Here is a 19,166-nt window from a genome sequence, read left to right as displayed (position 1 = left end):
CCCCCTCTCTCCCCCTCTCCCCAACTATCTAGAAGCGCAACAACTTAGCAGCGGATTTGGTATAATTTTAAGGTTTTTGGCCGATCGCCCGACATCCAACAGATCGCGCAGCCAGAAACCTTGATATGATAAAACTTGATCTAACGAACCACAGGAGAAAGAATGACCCAAGTTGTAATCGGCGAAAATGAAGGGATTGAGTCAGCCCTACGACGGTTTAAGCGACAAGTTTCCAAAGCGGGAATTTTCCCCGACATGAGAAAACACCGCCACTTTGAAACCCCCCTCGAAAAGCAGAAGCGCAAAGCTATTGCCAGACGCACTAAGAGACGCTTCCACCGCAACAACAAACCCTAGAAATAGCACTAAATTGATTCGGCAGATATAATGCCTTGCGATTCTAGTACCGCAGCGACTCGGAGAATCACCGCTTCGCTGTAGGGAGCACCGATAATTTGTACCCCCAAGGGCAAAGCGCCGGGCCGCTGTAGGGGCACCCAAAGAACGGGCAAGCCTATAAATGATAGGGTTGGGTGAACAGTCCCAGATTAGGACACACTAATATTTCTTGTCCGGCGACGACCGTTTTCTCGACACCAATTTCAGGAGGAGCGATCGGGGTTGCGGGTGCGAGAATCATATTTGTATGTTGGAATATTTCGCAATTCGAGTTCGATACCACTGTCTGAATCTCTGCGCTTGCACGTACCAAGTCGCAGGGATTGGGGTTCCCGCTAAAGATCGATCGCGCGTGGCAGGATCGAAGTCTTGAGGGCGCGATCGTAAATTCTCCCGCAAGTTTCCACCCTCGCCAGCCGTAATTATCAACGCCTTGGCGCGATCGAATTCCGGTATGCGGACAGTTTCAAGCCCCCCGATTTTTGGGGGGTTTGTTGTTGCTTATTCTGCTTGCATACCACATTTCAAAGTATTTGTCAAGGCTTTTGCAACTATTTCTACAGCATCCATTGCTTGGGGTTAGGCCCCTGTAGCGAAATACCCGTCAGCAACCGCAATTCGCAATCCTGCGATACCTCTATTTAACTGTGGCGAACAAAGTTCTGGCGGGTACTGGGTGCAAACTTAATCGCGATCGATCGTCCGGGCCTTGCATAATATTCTACAGCAGCGCCATACCTCGGAGCGATCGCCCAAATGGCCCCACACAATCCAAACTACTCGAAAATAAATCAGCGCCAGCCCTATCTAAAAAACATCTGCGTTCATCCCTGTTCATCAGCCCTCATCTGCGGTGAAAAATCCCAAATTTAGATATAAGTGCGATCGACTATTGTATTGTAATGGCGATCGGGCTCTCAGTTATTATTGCTAAGTTTTTTGTATTCCTCGGATTGTCTGATATCATCTAAAGGCGATTTTTGCTCTGGTAGTTCATCAGGACAAAACTTTATAGATGTCTGCGTTTTTACAGACTGAAAACTTTTATTAACTTCTATTTTAAGCTTTCCTTTTTGCCAACCTTTGGCACCTATTTTTAGAATTTGACAATCAATTCCTTCTTGAGGGGAACTCCAGTTTATATCCCCTGCAGGAATTGTTGTTTCTTCATTAATCGACAGAGATTGCATCCAATAAGATATCGATTTATTGCGAGATTCCTTTTCTACTGCCTCGATATAATTTAGTATATAATCAAACTTCTTAGCGACTAGCTCTTTAAACCTCCGCACCGTAAAAGTAGCTTTATCCAATAACAAAACATCATCCTCGCCGTCTAGTATATCATATTTTTTATTTATTTCAAATTCTTCGTTCATTTTTTTAACAAAATTCTGCTGATTCCTCTTTTCTACCATTTTAAGCTATCTGAGTCAAGCTGGTAGAGACACAATTTGCGAGCGCCCTTTTTCCACTCAAACACTGACAGTTTCCCGCAACTTCTCAACTGCCACATCCAGCGGAGGCAAAGTAAAATCCTCAGCATCCATCAATTCCTTAACCTTATCAAAAATCTCAACCTCCGCCTCTTCCTGATCCGTCAGCTTATCATAAAAATAAGGATCGGTAAACCACTGTTCAAACGCTATCATTAACAAGCCATTGGGCGAAAGTTCAAACCGCCAATACTTAGAAACTCTACTGTCAATTACTTCAAACATCGGTGCCGGATTATGGATGGGATAATAGCTATAATTATCATTGCAGATGTAGTACCAAATAGTCCCTTGCCATTCTCGGATAGCATAAACAACATATTCCTTACCTATAGTTAGTGGTAACTCAACTTTTCTGGTGTAACCGCGTGGCGGATCTATATATTCTTCAGGAAGAGATTCACCAGTCTTAGCAATACAACGAATTTTCATAACTTGATTACCTACAGATTTTTAGAGGCTGTTTTGGGATACTGTCGCTTGAACTTAAACTCCACATTTTGAAGAGTCTGACTGTTCCGAAACCAATGAACTTGTACCGAACATCCATTAATTTAAAAAACCTCAATGCTTGTCATTTTATCCCAATATTCAGCATTTCCGCCATAAACAGCAATCAGTCTCGGCGCATCCCCCAACAATCTATCTGTACCGCGACGAATCACTATGGAATTACCAGCCTTGGCATCTTGCAGCAGCAGTTGTTCTACCAAATTTCTCGGACTCTCATCGGGAATAGCACCTTAATTCACAATTTAACAGCGTCAAATATTGTTTGTCAAACCGGATAAAAACTAATTTTAGCAGGTGCAGTTTCCGCCAGCAACTTACCCCGCGAAATCACATACCGAACCGCAGCGCGCCTCCTAATTGCATCATAACAATCCTCAGCATCCAACACAATCAAATTTGCAGGTTTCCCCGCATCTATCCCATAATTATCATCTCCCAGATTGAGAGTTTTAGCACCGTGGACAGCGATCATATTAAAACAAAGGGAAATCAGCCTAGATTTCCCTGCACTTGCAATTCTTATCCTCTGCAATATCAGTGTGTCATCCACTGTTGCAGGCGAGAAAATAAAGGACTCTCAGAATACAGCCAAACCACATCATCAGTCATCTTTCCTCCTTGCGCTTTAGACAATTGTAACCGATGGCCAAAACCTTCCCGTTTCGCCTCCAAGTTAAAAGCTTCATAGCCAAAGTCACCCATCACAGAGCAAAGTTCTGCTACACTTGAACCAGCCCGTTCCAGATGACTTCCTACAACTTCTGTCAACACCGCAGGGCGAAGCTTTTGCAGCGTTTGGGAAAAACCTTTAATCACATTCACCTCAAACCCCTCCACATCAATTTTAATAAAAGTAGCACCAGGAAGATTATCTGGGAGCATTTCATCTCCGCGATACACAGGTACTTGATACTGATTAGAAATCAGACTTCGATCTTTTTCTGGGAGTTGAGCGAAAGTACCCAAACCAGTAACATCTGTAGGCACTGTCAGTGTCAGTTCATTTCGCTCGTTAGAAAGCCCACACTGGTGCAGAGAAACTTTCTGCAATTCATTGTCTGTTACCGCAGCTTTTAATGTTTGAAACGCCAGAGGATTTGGTTCAAAAGAGTGTACGCATCCCGTTGTTCCTGTATGATAAGCAGCCAAAAGAGTAATCATGCCCGTATTTGCCCCCGCATCAATAAAACTGTCCCCAGGCTGTACAGCATTTTGGATGAAAAGTTGTGTGGGCAAGTCATAATAACGGCCTAAAAAATAGCTCATGCGATCGTTCCACTTGGAAAGATCCATCGCCATCCGATAACCGTGGAACTTGCCTCGAATCTCCCGTATAGGAGCATTTTTCCACAAATCATCCCGATACACCCCTGTGAGTGTCATCAATTTTCCCCATCCAGGGAGTTCCCGGCGCGTATATGGTAAAATCAAAAGAGAATAGAGTGGATAATTCATAATTATTAGACCTCTCCCAAAACTATTAAACACGGTTAAGCAGGTATAATCAGCCTAGTTGATATCCTATCAAAATTATACGATAAATTTTTATTAAATCCAGACAATCTCAAATTCCTGATTGTGATATTTTACAAAATCAAAGGTAAAATGGTCAACCACATTAGTATCGCTCAATTCCAGATTGTAAAAATCAACAAAGTCCGCATCAAAGTAAGGGCCAGCGTGCCAAGTCCCCACATCTAACTTAATAAAACAATTGCCCGGAATCCGAAAAGCAGCCATATCCTCTAAACTCGGTTTATAGCTATCCCCAGGAGGCGCAACCGCCATCAACCAATCCTTCCCATCCAAAGAACCCAAACATTGAGTACATTGAACGTGTCGTGTAATTTTGCCAAACTTGCGACCTTTATGGTACAGCCGCATAATGTAAAATTTAGGAATACCGTTTTGCAAACTTAATTGAGCATCCTCAGCATCAAAAGACTTGCCATCAACACTCGCAAAAATAACTTGACCGTAACTCCGAAAATTTTCCGGTGTCACCCATTGCGCCAATAACCGCCTAGTCGAAATCGATACACTCATAAATCCCAACAGCCCCTCCCAGCATTCATCAAAAACATTCTAATACAGCAACCCTCTCTCTTCTCTGTGCCCTCAGCGTCCTCTGCGGTTAATAAAATAAAAAAAATCTAATTAGCTTTCTCGATCGCCCAAATTACCCTTACAATCAAAATCAGCACACTGCTGCAAAAAACGAGCCGGAATATCAGGCCGAGCACCCCAATGCAAATGCAAGTAAGAAGCGTGCACCTGACAAACTCCCCAACCTTCAGCAACCGCCTCAACTTCCCCCCGCTTCCCGTACCTCCAACTGTGATAAACTGGATTAGTCGGTTCAACAGTTAAATGCGATCGATGAAACTCATGACCCCAAACCGCATCAAAAGCATTTAACACCAAACTATCCCTCACCGCCACAGCCTCCCGGTATCCCAGCGTCAAACGCTTTCCCATCTCAGCAACAGTTTTCAAAACACCCACCCCTTGCCAAGAATTGCCATCGAAGCCTACAATAGAATCGCACAAATACATCAAACCGCCGCACTCCGCATAAGTCGGCATTCCCGAAAAAATCGCCTTTCTTACCGCATCCCGAATTAAAACATTACCGCTCAATTTTTGAGCAAACACTTCGGGAAAACCGCCACCAAAATATAACCCTTGCACGTTGTCAGGAAAAACTGAGTCATCAAGGGGACTCCAAAATACCAACTCGGCACCCAAATCTTCCAACAAATCAAGATTGTCCTGATAGTAAAAATTAAAAGCCCGATCGCGCGCAACTGCAATCCTCACCCCCAATTGTTTTTCCAAACAGTTGACAGCATCATTTTTGTGAGTTATAATAACCGAAGGGAGACTGTATCTATCCGAAGGTTGCTCAGACCCCTCACCCCCCCCATTTCGAGTCGCAGCCAACAAAGGCAAAAGTTGATCCCAGTCAAAACTAACAGCAGCCAAATCCGCCAACTTATCGATCGCAGCATGAAGATTCGGCAACTCCTGGGCCGGAATCAAACCCAAATGTCGATCGGGAATAGTAACAGCCTCATCCCTACGCAAAACGCCCAAAACAGGTAAATTGAGCGGTTTGAGAGCATCAGCAAGCAACTCCAAATGTCGATCGCTAGCCACCCGATTCAGCACCAAACCAGCGAAATTAAGATTTGGGTTAAAAGAACGAAAACCGTGGGCGATCGCAGCCACAGAACCAGACAGCCTGCTGCAATCGATCGCAAATAATACCGGCAAATTCAGCAAACAAGCAACATGAGCCGTAGAAGCAAAAGCAACAGAATAATCTAATTCTTCTTTCCCCACGTTCAAGCCATCCGCTACATCCGCTACAAAATCCGTTGCCGAACTTCTTTCTTCCTTCTTTCGACTCACTCCATCAAATAGCCCCATTACCCCTTCAACCAAGGCACAATCGACATCTTGAATGTGACGATCAAAACACTTTTTTACATAAGATTCAGACGTTAATACCGGGTCTAAATTCCGACAGGGGCGACCGGTGACAAAAGCATGAAACATCGGATCGATGTAGTCCGGGCCCACCTTAAACGATTGCACGTTCAAGCCGCGGCGGATTAAATAAGCTAAAAGGGCGATCGTTACAGTAGTCTTTCCCGCACCGCTGCGTTCGCCAGCAATTACTAAAGTCATTAGTTATTAGTTATTGGTTATTGGTTATTGGTTATTGGTTAGTGGTTATTGGTTAGTGGTTAGTGGTTAGTGGTTATTAGTTATTAGTCAACAGTCATCAGTCAACAGTCAACAGTCATCAGTCAACAGTCAACAGTCATCAGTCATCAGTCAACAGTCATTAGATAGCAACGGCTATCCTGAACTTTTGGCGATCGGCTAATCTAATGTCTGGTAATAGGTAATGAGTCCCGAATCGATCGCCAATTACCTTTTTCCCAATTACCAATTACCCCACAGCCAAATATACATTTCCCCCAAATATCCGAAAGAGCGATCGCAACTAACGACTTTGGGATTTGTCGCTACGTACAACTACTGACTGCTGACTCCTGAGTAATGACTACTGACTACTAACTACTAACTTCTTGACAACTTCAGCATCCCGGCCGTCACTGCCAAACTTTCTTCGTAAAGCACATCTCGGCCCCAACTCTGCAAGTGCTGGCCCAGCAAATGTTCCGTCACTTGGTCAAACAGAGGACTCACCTCGTTAAACCGAGCGGTTTGAGCGCCACCCTTGGTTTCCATTCGCATACAGCCACCATCTTCCGAACACAGAACCGTACCGCAGTCAGCATTTTCGTTTGTAGAATTCAAACGCAGAGCAATCAAATCGCCCGCGACATCGCCCGAATCAGCAGTAGGAATAGCAGCTAATTCGGCTTCGATAACCCGTTCGTCCGGCCCCGCAAATTTAATTCGCTTGATGTGGTAATCGCCCTCTTCCTGTTTGAAAGCAACCGGACGCCACTGAAGTCGGCTCGCCAGCCAGCCCAAATACATCAGCGCTTGACTAGAATTGCCCTTTTCGTAATCGATCGTCACCCGATCGATCTCCCGAATCGCCGCGCGACGTTCCGGGGCGTCAAAAGCCTCAGCAGCCAACTCCTGCCACGCGGCCAGCCGACGCCAATTGAGATCCGCGATCGGAATTCCCTCCTCGATCAGACTTTGCATCAACAGCAATTCGGCTTCACACTCGGCAAAACTGCTAGAGTCAACAATCACAGAACTGCTAATTGCCGCCAGCCGCTGGAACAAACCTCGATCGGCATCGGGATTCGCCTTCCACCACAGCAGCGTCGGCAAATCAGGGATAGTCAGCGCCGTCACTATGCCGCTCACCCGTTCCAAAGCAGCTTCCGTACCCCTGAGCGTAATATACTCGCAGCAGATCAGATTGCCGCTCCCGCGCTTGTGCACCGGACAGTAAGCAGCCACTTGAGCCTGCACCCCCGTATCTTCCCCCGCCGTCGGGCACAGAGCAATAATCCGGCACGGATTGGCAGCCACGATCGCATCAGCCACCCCCGAACCCCCGGAACCCAAACCAGTCGGCCCCAAAACCTCGCCCTTGGAATTTTTGCGAGCCACTTCTTCCCGCAAAGTATCCAGCAATTCAGTGTTAGATTTGCCAGTTCTCGGCAGTCCGTAAGCTTTTTGAGCATCCCTAATGCTAGATGCCGTCATCGGCCCGGTAATACCGTCCACCGGCCCGTCATAAAACCCCAGATCCGCCAATAACTGCTGAGTTTCTTCCGGTTCGTAGACTATAAAGGTAAAAGTTGTTGCCCTACTAGCGATCGGAACATCGCCCTTTGAGCCAGATTCTCTGTAACTTTCCCAAATTTGACCCAATTCTGCTTCTATTTGGTCGATCGACACATCTTTAGGACTTTGCAGCGAAACCAGAGGCGGAGCTTTCATCGGTGTCATCGTCATAAATCTTCTCTCCTTTGTTTTTAGTTATTAGTCATTGGTCATTAGTCATTGGTCATTAGTTATTGGTCATTAGTCATTGGTCATTAGTTATTGGTCATTGTCATTAGTCATTGGTCATTAGTCATTGGTCATTAGTCATTAGCCATTATTATAGCGGTTCTCAGTAATGAAGTACGCACGAGCGATCGGTAATAAGGAATAGGTAATTGCCGGATTAGTAATTTGATTTCGGCTTAGCTACTAGCTATGATTTCTGATAGATTACCCGTTACCCATTACCCATTACTGGAGCGTAGATTACCTCACTGAGACTGGCTACATTTAGCCCTTATTATAGCCTTTCTGTGCTCTGGTATGAGGTACTATGCGGTCTAAGCCTCCGTGGGCCTAGGCCGCCGCGGGCATACTTCACCACGCTCGATCACCGCTATAGTTAGCAGTTCTCAGCTAATTGCAAATACTAATGCCGATCCATAACTAAGGACTAATGACTAAGGACTAATGACTCTTACAATCGACCAACTAATGACTAATGACTAAGGACTAATGACTCTTAAAATCGACCAACTAATGACTAATGACTAATAACTCTTAAAGTCTGCCAACTAAGGACTAATGACTAAGGACTAATGACTCTTAAAATCGGCTAACTAAGGACTAATGACTAATGACTCTTAAAGTCTGCGCCATTTGCGGCCGTCTCTGTTAATTAGCAATTCTGCTTCCGCAGGTTCCCAAGTACCCGCTTCGTATTTAGGAACCAAATCTTGGTCGTTGGACGATTCCCAAGCCATCAGGGCCGGCGTTACCACCCGCCAAGCTTCCTCCACTTCATCAGAACGGGTAAACAAAGTTTGGTCGCCCAGCATACAATCAATTAACAGGCGATCGTAAGCATCCGAAGATGTCACCCCAAAGGAAGAACCGTAACTGAAATCCATATCCACTGTCCGCGTCCGCAAATCCGGCCCCGGCATTTTCGCCTCAAACCTCAGCGAAATTCCTTCATTCGGATGCACCCGCATCGTCAAAACGTTAGGAGTTGTTTGTTGGGCTGCGGACTGAAAAATTAACAGCGGCACTTCGCGGAACTGAATCGCAATTTCGCTAACTTTTTTCGGCAACCGTTTGCCGGTTCGCAGGTAAAAAGGCACTCCCTGCCAGCGCCAGTTGTCAATCATAAATTTCATCGCCACAAAAGTTGGCGTCGTCGAGTTGGCAGCAACCCCCGGTTCATCGTGATACCCCGGCACCTGTTTGCCCTTCATCCAACCTGCGGAATATTGACCCCGAATCGCTGAGAAGTCCAAATTATTCAAATCTGCCAAGCGAGTTGCTTGCAGAACTTTCATCTTTTCGGTGCGGATGCTGTCAGCGTCGAGCGAGTTCGGCGGTTCCATCGCCGTCAGACAGAAAATCTGCATCAAGTGGTTTTGCAGCATATCCCGCAGAGCCCCAGAGGATTCGTAGTAACCGGCCCGGTCTTCTACGCCTACTGTTTCTGCAACTGTAATTTGTACGTGATCGACAAATTGTCGGTTCCACAGCGGTTCAAAAATCGCGTTAGCAAACCGGAACACCATTAAATTCTGAACAGTTTCTTTACCCAAATAGTGGTCGATCCGGTAAACTTGCTGTTCTTGGCAAACCTGCTGCACGACTCGGTTGAGAGCTTTTGCCGAACTCAAGTCGCGGCCGAAGGGTTTTTCAATTACCAAGCGGTGTTTTACTGGGTCAACCAGCATTTGAGCCGCGCCCAGTTGCCTAATTGCTTCTGGGAAAAAGTTCGGGGAAACTGACAGATAAAATATGTGATTGCCGCGAGTTCTCCTTTCTTCGTCGAGTTCCGCTAAGAAAGTTTTGAGTTTTTGATAGCTTTCGGGGTTGTCAATGTCGCCGGGACAATAGTACAAACCTTTAGCGAAATCTTGCCAAAATTCTTCGTTGCCAATGCCACCGCCAAATTCTTCAATGCCTTCGCGCATTTGCTCTCGGAAGTAATCGTGACTCCAAGGGCGGCGGGCCACACCTACGACGGTAGTTTCCGGTGGCAAGCGCCGATCGCGCTTCATCTGATAAATTGCTGGTACGAGTTTGCGCTGGGTGAGATCCCCAGAAGCTCCGAAGATTACCAGAATTTGTGGTTCCGGCACTCGTTCTTTTCGCAAACCGACGCGCAGTGGATTTTCAAGTAGCGTTACCATTTTTTAATTTTGCTCCTTCTAAAGCTGTGAGTCTGGCTAATACAGCTTGATAGTTTTTTGTCATTTCCGCTAGTTGCTGAGTGAGGGAATTAATTTGCCCTTCATATTCGGCTTTGATTTCAGCCCTGATTTCCTCCCTGAGTTCAGCCCTGATTTCCTCCCTGAGTTCAGCCCTAACTTCCTCTCTAATTTTTATTCTCTCAACCGCCAGACGGATTTCCCAATCTTTATCCCGCTGCTGCAGTTCAGCTTTCAACTGCCTGTTTTCGGCTCGAAGTTGCTCCAATTCCAGCGCCACAGCAGCAGCACGACGATCCCTATCTCTGTTTTGCTCTCGGATTTGCTCTCTAAGGCGCTGATTGTCCGATCGCAATTTCTCCAATTCTGAAGCACTATCTTTAGGCGTTCGACCGTTTCCGTTTGAAGGAAATCGCTCCTCAACCAAGCGCTTAACGGTTGCACCAGTGGGAATGCCGTTGGGCGATGACTCTACTGCTTCTTGCCAAATTTCTAGCTGTAGCTCGGCGGGCAGTCCCTTTAATGGGCGGATTTGATATTCTTTGACTAGGGAATTGTGTACGTTCGTACACAAATTTTCCATAATCTCAGCCGCGTCAATGAACTGGTAAGCTCTTCGTTTCGTTATTCCCCACTTTTCCTGACAATAAGCCTCAAAAGTCTTGTGGGTTTCCCGGTACAATTTCTGTTCTCGAATTTCCTCAAGGGCTTTGCCGACTTCGTAAAAAGTCTGAAGTCCTTGTTCTACTATCGATTCGAGTTCTTGAAGTCTCGCCCGTTCAGCGATATCCAGTTGGGCGTTGCCGTCCTCGCTTTGTTGAATGGTATGAGTTGATAACATAAAATTTCCGTAGCAGTTCGGGATGAAAAATCAGGGATTGCGGATTTGATATTCTTTGATCAGGGAATTGTGTACGTTCGTACACAAATTTTCCATAATCTCGGCCTCGTCAATAATTGGAGACGGACAATTTCTAAGGATTCAGGAGCCACAATCATTATGTATTATGACTCCTGAGAGTTTCTGCCCTTACTGATACCAAATCGGTAGACTACACCGTTGCCAGCCGCTTAACTTTCTCTTCCAAGGAATCCATCAAAGATTGGAAGGGGCTGACAAATTTCTCAATTCCGTCCAAGAGCAAGTCTGCCATCACTTTGTCCAAGTTGATGTCGATGTCGGGATCTTTAAGACTTTCGAGCAGGGTGTAAGCTTCTTCGACGTTGTTCTCAATGCGGGGTGCGACATCGCAGTGATCGAAACAAGCTTCCACAGTGTTCGGCGGCAAAGTGTTAACCGTGTCGGGGCCGATTAATTCATCGACGTACATGACATCGCTGTAGTTGGGGTTTTTGGTGCTGGTGGAAGCCCACAGCAGGCGCTGGACTTTGGCTCCTTTGGCAGCTAAAGCTTGCCAGCGATCGCTCGCGACGATCTCTTTATACTTCTGGTAAGCTACCTTGGCATTGGCGATCGCCACTTTCCCCTTCACCGCTTCCAGTTTGGCTTTGGTGGAAATATCGGTAACGTTTTTGAGTTTCTCGTCAATCTTGCCATCAATGTTGCTGTCGATCCGGCTCAAGAAGAAACTGGCAACCGAAGCAACATTGCTCACATCCAAACCTTTAGCCGCCCGCGCTTCCAAACCGCGAATGTAAGCCCAGAAGGTTTCGACGTAGCTGTCAACCGAGAACAGCAAAGTCACGTTAACGTTAATTCCTTCGCTGATGACTCGCTCGACTGCCGGCAACCCTTCAGCGGTTCCGGGAATCTTAATCATCACGTTTTGTTTGCCGAGGGCTTTGTAATAGCGCATGGCTTCGCTAATCGTGCTTTCTGTATCGTTGGCGATCGTCGGAGGCACTTCGATACTGATGTAACCGTCCAAACCCTTCGACTCTGCGTAAACCGGGGCAAAGATGTCGCAAGCGTTGCGGATATCTTCAAATACCAAAGATTCGTAAATCTCCATGACAGATTTACCCGCCCGGATGCCCGCTTCGATATCCGCGTCGTAAATCACATTACCCGCGATCGCTTTCTCGAAAATCGCCGGATTAGATGTAATCCCGCGCAGCCCCCGACTTTCAATCATCTGTTTGAGTTCGCCGGACTCGATCAGATCGCGAGTCAAATTGTCCATCCAAATACTTTGGCCAATGTCTTTGATTTCTAACAGGTGATTCGTTGTTGTTTTCGTCATTACTTTCGCTCCTACTATTTGATAGTTAATAATTTGTTAACAGTTATTTGTTACTTGTTATTTGTTACTCGTCCCAACCAATAACAAATAACTCATAACCAATAACTTCACTCCAGAACTGTTCGAGAATTGCGCGATCGATCTTGAATAAAAGACTCGACCATCGCTACATTTTCTTGACTGCCGATAATCAAGGGCGATCGCTCGTGCAGTTGGGTCGGCACTACGTCTAAGATATCTTGAGTGCCGGTACTGGCGCGCCCGCCGGCTTGCTCCATCAAAAACGCCAAAGGAGCCGATTCGTAGAGCAAACGCAATTTGCCTTCGGGTTTTTTGACGGTTCCGGGGTACAAAAACACACCTCCCTGGAATAAAATCCGGTGGAAATCTCCCACCAAAGCCCCGCCGTAGCGAGCGGTATAACCTTCGCTGCGGTGGACGTAACGAATGTAGTCCCTCAAAGATTCTTCCCACTGCCAGAAGTTGCCTTCATTAACGCTGTAAATCGGGCCGCGCGAGGGAACTTGTATATTTTCGGCTGCTAGAATAAACTCGCCCAAACTGGGGTCGAGGGTAAAGGAATGAACGCCCTGCCCGATCGAGTAAACCAGTATGGTACTGGGGCCGTAGAGTACGTAGCCTGCGCCGATTTGTTTGTGTCCGTGTTGCAGCAAGTCGGAGGCAGAACCATCTGCATCGTCCCCCTCTTGCTTGCGGATGCTGAATATTGAGCCGACATCGAGATTGATGTCAAGATTGGAAGAACCATCTATGGGGTCGTAGAGCAGACTGTAACGTCCGATCGGACAGTTTTCAGGAATGTAATAGGGTTTTTCCATTTCCTCCGAAGCCAAGCGACAGACAAGTCCGCTTTGCTGGAATACCGAGATAAACACTTCATTAGCATAGACATCCATCTTTTTGACGGATTCTCCCTGCACGTTCACAGCCCCTGTAAACCCTAAAGCATCTGCCATTAACCCGGCTCTGCTAAGTCGGCGCGCGATCAGCTTAGCAGCCAACCCGATGCGATTCATTAAAGCGCTGAGATCCTGAGCATCTGCACTAAAGCTGTGGAGTTGCTGGAGTACGTGACGGGATAAAGTCGTGCAATCGCGGTCTAAGGCTTGTACCTGTTCGGTCTGGCCGAGACGGGTTTCCCCTGTTGGCGCGTTTACCATGATTTGGATGTTCTCCCTGTCTTGCGGCTGGTTAGTTAGGGATTTTCAGGTGCTTGCCGTTTGCCCCGCTAATCGGCTTTGAGGTCGATCGTCCCCTAACTTCTATCTTAGGGAGGGTTTTGCGAAAGGGCGTCGAACTTTAGGTGAATTTTAGATCCCCATCGAAAATTGAGGAGTGCGATCGACTGTTGAGTCGGGAATTGTATCCAAAATCACTACTTTTTTTGATTAACCGCAGAGGACGCAGAGGGCGCTGAGAGAGAAAGTGGCGATAGAGAAGCCTACCAACGTTGGCTAGCATCTCAAAAAGACCGACAACTTCCTTTGCGCGAAGAAGATGTAGAACCTATTGTTAATTTGCCGGAATTGCTTGCAGGCATTTACGATCGCGTCGGCTATGATTATCGGCTCAATTACGTTCGATATCCCGTACGTAAATTTTCGCCAAAGGTGATATGCCCCTCAAAAATTCTGGGTAAGCTATCCATAGAAATACGGTAATTGAAATTTTTGCAAATATAAAGAGTCAGTCATTGACTTTTCTATTGACTTGTTTGAAATATACTCAAACACTCAAATTACATTGCATAAATTTCTCTACATTTGGGTGGTAAAAACCCAAATATAAAATGTTTCTTGGTACTCATCAACCCAGGAGAATGCTATGGATATTGTTGAACAAATTCCCCATAACTTAGTCAAAGACTATCAAATTAAAAAGCTACTCGGAGAAGGCGGTAGTAGCACAACTTATGAAGCCGTTGACCTCCAAACACACCAGCGAGTCGCACTCAAAGCTTTGTCTTTACAGAAGATGAATGACTGGAAAGTGCTGGAACTATTTGAACGAGAAGCCAATATTTTATCAAAATTGAATCATCCGAGAATTCCGGGTTATTTGGATTATTTTTATGTCGATACTCCCGACAATCGTTGTTTTTATATAGTACAAGAACTGGCCCAAGGGCAATCTCTAGCAAGTTTAGTCGAAAATGGCTGGCACGCTAGTGAGTCGGAAATTAAAGGTATTGCCACACAAATTTTGGAGATTTTAGTTTATCTCCATTCACAGACACCACCTGTTATCCACCGGGATATTAAACCAGAAAATATTGTTTTTAAATCCCCCATTAATTCCCACCAACCAAAAGACTGGGCAGTCTGCTTAGTAGATTTTGGAGCAGTGCAAAACACTTATTACAATACTTTAATGCGAGGAAGTACCGTAGTTGGAACCTATGGTTATATGGCTCCCGAACAATTTCTCGGACAAGCCGTACCTGCCACAGATTTATATGGTTTAGGAGCGACCTTGTTGTATTTACTAACGCACCGTTCCCCGGCCGAATTACCAACAAATATACTAGAGGGAGATTTTCGCTCTCAAATTCAGATTTCTTCAGCATTTGCCGATTGGTTAAAAAAGATGATAGCGCCAGATTTAGAAAACCGCTTTCGATCGGTAAAAGAAGCGCTTGAATCTCTTCGCAATCCTCGAATAGTTAACCTTAAATCCAATCCGACGCAATGGAAAAAGCGCCTAAAAATAGGAATTGCTGCTATTGCTACTGTTGCTGTTTTAAATCACTTTAAATATCCCATCCTTAACCGGATTGGATTTACACCAAATGCAGTTGTCAAGGCTGTCGAACAGGGAGATACTAACACTGTTAGGCATTATCTGGATCTTGGTATTAGTGCCAATAGCAGGATAGGCGATCAAAATTTACTACACTTTGCTGGCTCAAAAGAGGTGGCAGAATTGTTAATTGCCAAAGGTGCAGATGTCAACGCTAAGGGTGCATATGGCTGGACCCCATTACACATCGCTGCGATGTCCGATCGCATAAAAGTGGCACAGACGCTAATTGCTAAAGGTGCAGATATTAACGCCTGGGGAGAAGCTCAATTTGAGTCGTGTTATATTTGTACAACTCCTCTGTTCTTTGCCCGATCGCCTGAAATGGCCAAGTTGCTGATTGCTAAAGGTGCGGATGTCAATGCCAAAAACAAAGATGGCATAACTCCTCTACATACGGCGCGATCGAAGGCGATCGCAAAGATACTACTCGCTGCGGGCGCAAAAATTAACATCAAAGAAGACAATGCCCGAAATGGCAAGAGTAGAACTTTATTACATAACGCAGCCAAAATAGGTTTTAAGGAGTTGGTACAACAGCTAATTAAAGACGGTGCAAATGTTGCGATTCGGGATCGTATAAAAAGAACTCCACTGCACTATGCAACCACAAAAGAAGTTGCTGCTTTGCTAATGCTGGATATCAACGCTATAGACCAATATGGAGATACTCCGTTACACCTAGCTGTCGATCAAGGATCTCAAGATATCGCTGAACTGCTAATTGCTAATGGTGCAAGGGTTAACGTTAGAAATGAGAACGGTCAAACTCCATTGTATCGAGCGATCGCGATCGGACACAATGAGATTGCTGCACTGCTAATTAACAACGGTACAGATGTCAATAATATAGATGGATCTGGCACAACTCCACTGCACAAAGCCGCACATTATGGCACTGTAAAAATCTTAAAATTGCTGATTGCTAAAGGTGCAGAAATTAATATCCAGGATAATCAAACAAAAACTCCACTGGATATCGCCGTAGACCTGAAACTTCAGGATACAGTGGCGCTGCTAATTAGTAAAAACCCAGATGTTAATAGTGAAGACAAAGAAGGCAGAACTTTACTGCATATCGCTGTCGATTTCAAACTTGAGAATGTAGCCAAAAAACTCATTGCCAAAGGTGCATTCGTTAATGCCAAAAATAACTTGCTTCAAACTCCCCTGCATCTTGCTGTTGCTCAAGGCTCTCAAGATATCGCTGAACTGCTAATTGCTAATGGCGCAAGGGTTAACGTTAGAAATGAGAACGGTCAAACTCCGTTGTATCAAGCGATCGCGATCGGACACAATGATATTGCTGCACTGCTAATTAAAAACGGTGCAGATGTTAATAATAGAGATATGTGTAACACAACTCCACTCCACAAAGCAGCACATTATGGCACTATAGAAATCTTAAAATTACTGATTGCTAAAGGTGCAAAAATTGACGCTACAAACTGCGATGGCGACACGCCGCTCAAGATAGCAGAAACCAACTGGAACCCCGACCGAGAAGCAGCAGCCAAAATACTCAGATCTCGCGGCGCAACCTACTAATTATCCCAAATAACCCCACGCATAAAAATATGGAAACACTAGAACAATCGGAAAAAATCATTGCTGAAAGATATCGCATAATCGGCAAATTAGGACAGGGTGGAGTTGGAATCACCTATGCTGCTGTAGATTTAAACAGCAATCAAAAAGTTGCACTCAAAGCTTTATCCCTGCGTCTGACAACTGAATGGAAGAAAGTCGAGTTATTTGAACGAGAAGCAAAAACTTTATCGGGATTGAATCATCCGGGAATTCCTCGCTACATTGACTGCTTTCAAGTTGATACTTCCCAAGATCGTTGTTTTTATATTGCCCAACAACTCGCACCTGGAAAATCTCTCGCACAGTTGATAGAAAATGGCTGGAAGCCAAATGAAGCGCAAGTTCGTCATATCGCCTATCAATTGCTAGAAATTCTAGTTTATCTGCAATCGCTGTTACCTGCTACTATCCACCGAGATATTAAACCTCAAAATATAATTCTGCAAAAAAATGGGCGAGTCTTCCTAGTTGATTTTGGCGCAGTTCAAAATACTTACCATCATACCGTTACAGGAGGCAGTACCGTTGTTGGAACCTACGGTTACATGGCACCTGAACAATTCAGAGGAAAAGCTGTATTATCAACAGATTTGTATGGATTAGGAACAACGCTGCTTTTATTGTTAACCCAGAAATTTCCATCCGATTTACCCAGACAAAAGCAGAAGATAAAATTCCGCGATCGCGTCTCTATTTCTCCAGAGTTTGCCAACTGGTTAGAGAAGATAATTGAACCCGCAATTGAAGATAGATTTGACTCAGCAAAAGATGCTTTATCAGCGTTGCGAGGGGAACAGCCAAGCGGGATTAATCGCGAAAAAATGTTTAAGCGATCGCCCCAGTCCCGAATTACTTTAATTGACGCTAAACGGTGGTTATTCATCAATATATACCCCGATCGTTTCCCTAGTAAACTCACAGGGTTTTTCCAGTTCATTCATCAGAGTTATAAAATTTTACTTTCCTTCTCTTTGATTCTGTTATTTTTTGATTTAATCCTATGGTTAATTCCCGGACTGATATACGGGACAGTTAGCTTGTTTAAATACACTTTAGCCGACTCGGTAGGTAAATCATTTCATCTGTTTGTATTTATATCAAGCAAACCTGTAATAATATTTACCGTATTTTATGCTTTGATGTTCTTGTGTAGGTGCTTGTGTAGGATTGCTTCTTGTCTATTTACTAGACCAATTAAAATCAGTCCTCAAGATATCCAGCGGGTAAAGTTGAGCGGAATTCATCTGCCATTGCTCAAAATATCGATAACTTTTTGCCGGATTCGCACCAAGTCGCGTAACTATTGTTTTGGCTTATTTTTGCCGCAAGCTGATAAAGAATGGTTGGTAGGGGAATTGAGTGATTGTTTAAGTAAACTAAAATAAATCATTGTTGTCATCCACAGATTTGATGAAAAACCCGTTTTTTTTTTTGAGTGTGTGGGTTAAGTAAATGCGGAAGTATAGAAGATTTTATGTACTAATTTAGGCAATAATAATCATCAAAAAATCCTGGCTCGGGCATGAAAATAAAAATATAAAGAATCTCGATATTTATGAAATAGGACTGCAAAAGGGGAAGCCGATCGCACTTCTTGAATACGTAGCTAAAAGATTAGTTGAGAGTCGCGATCGCCTTTTCGATTGGTTATGCTTGAGTCAGGGTGCTCCTTTCTGTCAGTTTACTGACCAACAAAAATAAAGATGTTTGTGCTTAAATACCGTCAAGGCAAGAAATATCTCGCCCTGACTGGGGTAGTGTGCTTAAGCTCCAGTATCTCCTAAGCGTGAAGGTTCGATTGATGAGTATTCCTACTCGAAAAAAAAACTATCCTGTTTTTGGCAGCCAACCCCAAAAACACCATTCCTGTGGACTTACAAAAAGAGGCGATGGAAATTGCAGAGGGGTTGCAACGCTCACAAAAGCGCGACAAGTTTCAACTGGAGCAACAGTGGGCGGTGACGCCAAGAGAAATGCAGCGAGCCGTATTAGATTATGTAGATGTTGTGCGTCCAGGAGTGGAATAATTAAGTTGAGATTTGTGATCCTTGAGTATCGATCGCGATCGCCCTTACATCAGCCTTCACCCCAAATTCCCTCCAAGCAGCCGCCATTTCCCTCACAACCGCATCAGCATTAGTAACATCCGTTAAAGCTAAAAGCGTTGGCCCGGCACCGCTAATGACCATTCCACAAGCCCCTGCATTCAAGGCTGCTTGTTGCACCGCTTCATATCCCTGAATCAGCGATCGGCGGTAAGGTTGATGAATTTTGTCTTGCAGGGCGCAGCGCAGCCAGTTTTCATTGCCAGTTTCCAAAGCCCGCACCAACAAACCAACGTGGGCGGCATTGAAAATCGCGTCAGCCTTGCTGTACTCGCTGGGCAACACTCGGCGCGCTTCGGCTGTAGAAAGTTCAAAATCGGGAATCGCTACCACGGGCACAATATTAGGATGCCAGGGAAT

General features: G+C 45.1%; 20 protein-coding genes. 6 read left to right on the top strand and 14 right to left on the bottom strand.

The annotated features are described in order from the left end of the window. Positions 1-162: 162 nt before the first annotated feature. Positions 163-357: a 30S ribosomal protein S21 gene (rpsU, locus tag AACV78_RS05925; RefSeq protein ID WP_006632476.1), complete on the top strand. Its 195-nt coding sequence runs from the start codon at positions 163-165 to the stop codon at positions 355-357. 157 nt (positions 358-514) lie between these two features. On the opposite strand, the gene AACV78_RS05920 is transcribed toward rpsU, so the two are convergent. The 8 genes from AACV78_RS05920 to AACV78_RS05885 all read right to left on the bottom strand — a co-directional run bounded on the left by AACV78_RS05920 (position 515) and on the right by AACV78_RS05885 (position 6,101). Beyond that, positions 515-640 carry a hypothetical protein gene (locus AACV78_RS05920; protein ID WP_333090427.1) on the bottom strand — a complete coding sequence of 42 codons (126 nt, stop codon included), beginning with the start codon at positions 638-640 and terminating at the stop codon, positions 515-517. 676 nt (positions 641-1,316) lie between these two features. Continuing rightward, on the bottom strand, positions 1,317-1,817 hold the full coding sequence (locus tag AACV78_RS05915; protein ID WP_228052122.1) for a KGK domain-containing protein: 501 nt from the start codon (positions 1,815-1,817) through the stop codon (positions 1,317-1,319). A 57-nt stretch (positions 1,818-1,874) separates the two neighbouring features. Continuing rightward, positions 1,875-2,327, bottom strand: coding sequence for a hypothetical protein (locus AACV78_RS05910; protein WP_194011890.1), 453 nt, complete (start codon positions 2,325-2,327; stop codon positions 1,875-1,877). A 122-nt stretch (positions 2,328-2,449) separates the two neighbouring features. Continuing rightward, on the bottom strand, positions 2,450-2,608 hold the full coding sequence (locus tag AACV78_RS05905; RefSeq protein WP_228042622.1) for a hypothetical protein: 159 nt from the start codon (positions 2,606-2,608) through the stop codon (positions 2,450-2,452). Positions 2,609-2,673: 65 nt separating this feature from the next. After that, complete coding sequence (locus AACV78_RS05900; RefSeq protein ID WP_228042621.1) at positions 2,674-2,880, bottom strand: hypothetical protein; 207 nt, start codon at positions 2,878-2,880, stop codon at positions 2,674-2,676. 62 nt (positions 2,881-2,942) lie between these two features. After that, positions 2,943-3,863 (bottom strand): FkbM family methyltransferase, encoded by a 921-nt coding sequence (locus AACV78_RS05895; protein ID WP_194011889.1) that lies wholly within the window; start codon positions 3,861-3,863, stop codon positions 2,943-2,945. 93 nt (positions 3,864-3,956) lie between these two features. After that, a complete protein-coding gene (locus tag AACV78_RS05890) occupies positions 3,957-4,454 on the bottom strand; it encodes an ureidoglycolate lyase (RefSeq protein ID WP_194011888.1) in 498 nt (165 codons plus the stop codon). A 111-nt stretch (positions 4,455-4,565) separates the two neighbouring features. Further along, a complete protein-coding gene (locus AACV78_RS05885; RefSeq protein WP_194011887.1) occupies positions 4,566-6,101 on the bottom strand; it encodes a cobyrinic acid a,c-diamide synthase CobB in 1,536 nt (511 codons plus the stop codon). A gap of 223 nt (positions 6,102-6,324) precedes the next feature. Here AACV78_RS05885 and AACV78_RS05880 point away from each other — a divergent pair, with 223 nt between their 5' ends. Continuing rightward, positions 6,325-6,462, top strand: coding sequence for a hypothetical protein (locus tag AACV78_RS05880; RefSeq protein ID WP_194011886.1), 138 nt, complete (start codon positions 6,325-6,327; stop codon positions 6,460-6,462). A 38-nt stretch (positions 6,463-6,500) separates the two neighbouring features. Here AACV78_RS05880 and opcA read toward each other — a convergent pair whose 3' ends face one another. The 5 genes from opcA to fbp form a co-directional block, all read right to left on the bottom strand. Then, a complete protein-coding gene (gene opcA / locus AACV78_RS05875; protein ID WP_194011885.1) occupies positions 6,501-7,865 on the bottom strand; it encodes a glucose-6-phosphate dehydrogenase assembly protein OpcA in 1,365 nt (454 codons plus the stop codon). Between the two features lie 674 nt (positions 7,866-8,539). Then, positions 8,540-10,069 (bottom strand): glucose-6-phosphate dehydrogenase, encoded by a 1,530-nt coding sequence (zwf, locus tag AACV78_RS05870; protein WP_194011884.1) that lies wholly within the window; start codon positions 10,067-10,069, stop codon positions 8,540-8,542. Further along, a complete protein-coding gene (locus AACV78_RS05865; RefSeq protein WP_194011883.1) occupies positions 10,053-10,928 on the bottom strand; it encodes a hypothetical protein in 876 nt (291 codons plus the stop codon). Before AACV78_RS05865 ends, zwf begins: the two co-directional genes overlap by 17 nt. Positions 10,929-11,139: 211 nt before the next feature. Continuing rightward, on the bottom strand, positions 11,140-12,291 hold the full coding sequence (tal, locus tag AACV78_RS05860; protein WP_194011882.1) for a transaldolase: 1,152 nt from the start codon (positions 12,289-12,291) through the stop codon (positions 11,140-11,142). 107 nt (positions 12,292-12,398) lie between these two features. Then, positions 12,399-13,472, bottom strand: coding sequence for a class 1 fructose-bisphosphatase (gene fbp, locus AACV78_RS05855; protein ID WP_194011881.1), 1,074 nt, complete (start codon positions 13,470-13,472; stop codon positions 12,399-12,401). Positions 13,473-13,796: 324 nt separating this feature from the next. On the opposite strand from fbp, the gene AACV78_RS05850 reads away from it, so the two are divergent. From AACV78_RS05850 to AACV78_RS05835, 4 genes are all read left to right on the top strand, one after another. Further along, a complete protein-coding gene (locus AACV78_RS05850) occupies positions 13,797-13,973 on the top strand; it encodes a DUF4058 family protein (RefSeq protein ID WP_194011880.1) in 177 nt (58 codons plus the stop codon). A gap of 163 nt (positions 13,974-14,136) precedes the next feature. Then, positions 14,137-16,659: an ankyrin repeat domain-containing protein gene (locus AACV78_RS05845; RefSeq protein ID WP_194011879.1), complete on the top strand. Its 2,523-nt coding sequence runs from the start codon at positions 14,137-14,139 to the stop codon at positions 16,657-16,659. Between the two features lie 29 nt (positions 16,660-16,688). Continuing rightward, positions 16,689-18,086: a serine/threonine protein kinase gene (locus tag AACV78_RS05840; RefSeq protein WP_194011878.1), complete on the top strand. Its 1,398-nt coding sequence runs from the start codon at positions 16,689-16,691 to the stop codon at positions 18,084-18,086. Positions 18,087-18,539: 453 nt separating this feature from the next. Then, the gene (locus AACV78_RS05835; RefSeq protein ID WP_194011877.1) at positions 18,540-18,728 is read left to right on the top strand and encodes a hypothetical protein; all 189 of its coding nucleotides are present in this window, start codon (positions 18,540-18,542) and stop codon (positions 18,726-18,728) included. On the opposite strand, the gene AACV78_RS05830 is transcribed toward AACV78_RS05835, so the two are convergent. Continuing rightward, on the bottom strand, positions 18,729-19,166 hold a 438-nt coding region (locus AACV78_RS05830; RefSeq protein ID WP_194074392.1), incomplete at its 5' end, for a homoserine kinase.

The sequence above is a fragment of the Tychonema sp. LEGE 07196 genome (assembly GCF_963890365.1).
GTDB lineage: Bacteria > Cyanobacteriota > Cyanobacteriia > Cyanobacteriales > Microcoleaceae > Microcoleus.
The sequence above is the reverse complement of the archived record's forward strand: the minus strand, read 5'-3'. Positions and strand labels throughout refer to the sequence as shown.

Bases quoted from the DNA above. Each gene is read 5' to 3' on its own strand.
- rpsU (WP_006632476.1), top strand. From the start codon at position 163: ATGACCCAAGTTGTAATCGGCGAAAATGAAGGGATTGAGTCAGCCCTA.
- AACV78_RS05920 (WP_333090427.1), bottom strand. From the start codon at position 640: ATGATTCTCGCACCCGCAACCCCGATCGCTCCTCCTGAAATTGGTGTC.
- AACV78_RS05915 (WP_228052122.1), bottom strand. From the start codon at position 1,817: ATGGTAGAAAAGAGGAATCAGCAGAATTTTGTTAAAAAAATGAACGAA.
- AACV78_RS05910 (WP_194011890.1), bottom strand. From the start codon at position 2,327: ATGAAAATTCGTTGTATTGCTAAGACTGGTGAATCTCTTCCTGAAGAA.
- AACV78_RS05900 (WP_228042621.1), bottom strand. From the start codon at position 2,880: ATGATCGCTGTCCACGGTGCTAAAACTCTCAATCTGGGAGATGATAAT.
- AACV78_RS05895 (WP_194011889.1), bottom strand. From the start codon at position 3,863: ATGAATTATCCACTCTATTCTCTTTTGATTTTACCATATACGCGCCGG.
- AACV78_RS05890 (WP_194011888.1), bottom strand. From the start codon at position 4,454: ATGAGTGTATCGATTTCGACTAGGCGGTTATTGGCGCAATGGGTGACA.
- AACV78_RS05885 (WP_194011887.1), bottom strand. From the start codon at position 6,101: ATGACTTTAGTAATTGCTGGCGAACGCAGCGGTGCGGGAAAGACTACT.
- AACV78_RS05880 (WP_194011886.1), top strand. From the start codon at position 6,325: ATGAGTCCCGAATCGATCGCCAATTACCTTTTTCCCAATTACCAATTA.
- opcA (WP_194011885.1), bottom strand. From the start codon at position 7,865: ATGACGATGACACCGATGAAAGCTCCGCCTCTGGTTTCGCTGCAAAGT.
- zwf (WP_194011884.1), bottom strand. From the start codon at position 10,069: ATGGTAACGCTACTTGAAAATCCACTGCGCGTCGGTTTGCGAAAAGAA.
- AACV78_RS05865 (WP_194011883.1), bottom strand. From the start codon at position 10,928: ATGTTATCAACTCATACCATTCAACAAAGCGAGGACGGCAACGCCCAA.
- tal (WP_194011882.1), bottom strand. From the start codon at position 12,291: ATGACGAAAACAACAACGAATCACCTGTTAGAAATCAAAGACATTGGC.
- fbp (WP_194011881.1), bottom strand. From the start codon at position 13,472: ATGGTAAACGCGCCAACAGGGGAAACCCGTCTCGGCCAGACCGAACAG.
- AACV78_RS05845 (WP_194011879.1), top strand. From the start codon at position 14,137: ATGGATATTGTTGAACAAATTCCCCATAACTTAGTCAAAGACTATCAA.
- AACV78_RS05840 (WP_194011878.1), top strand. From the start codon at position 16,689: ATGGAAACACTAGAACAATCGGAAAAAATCATTGCTGAAAGATATCGC.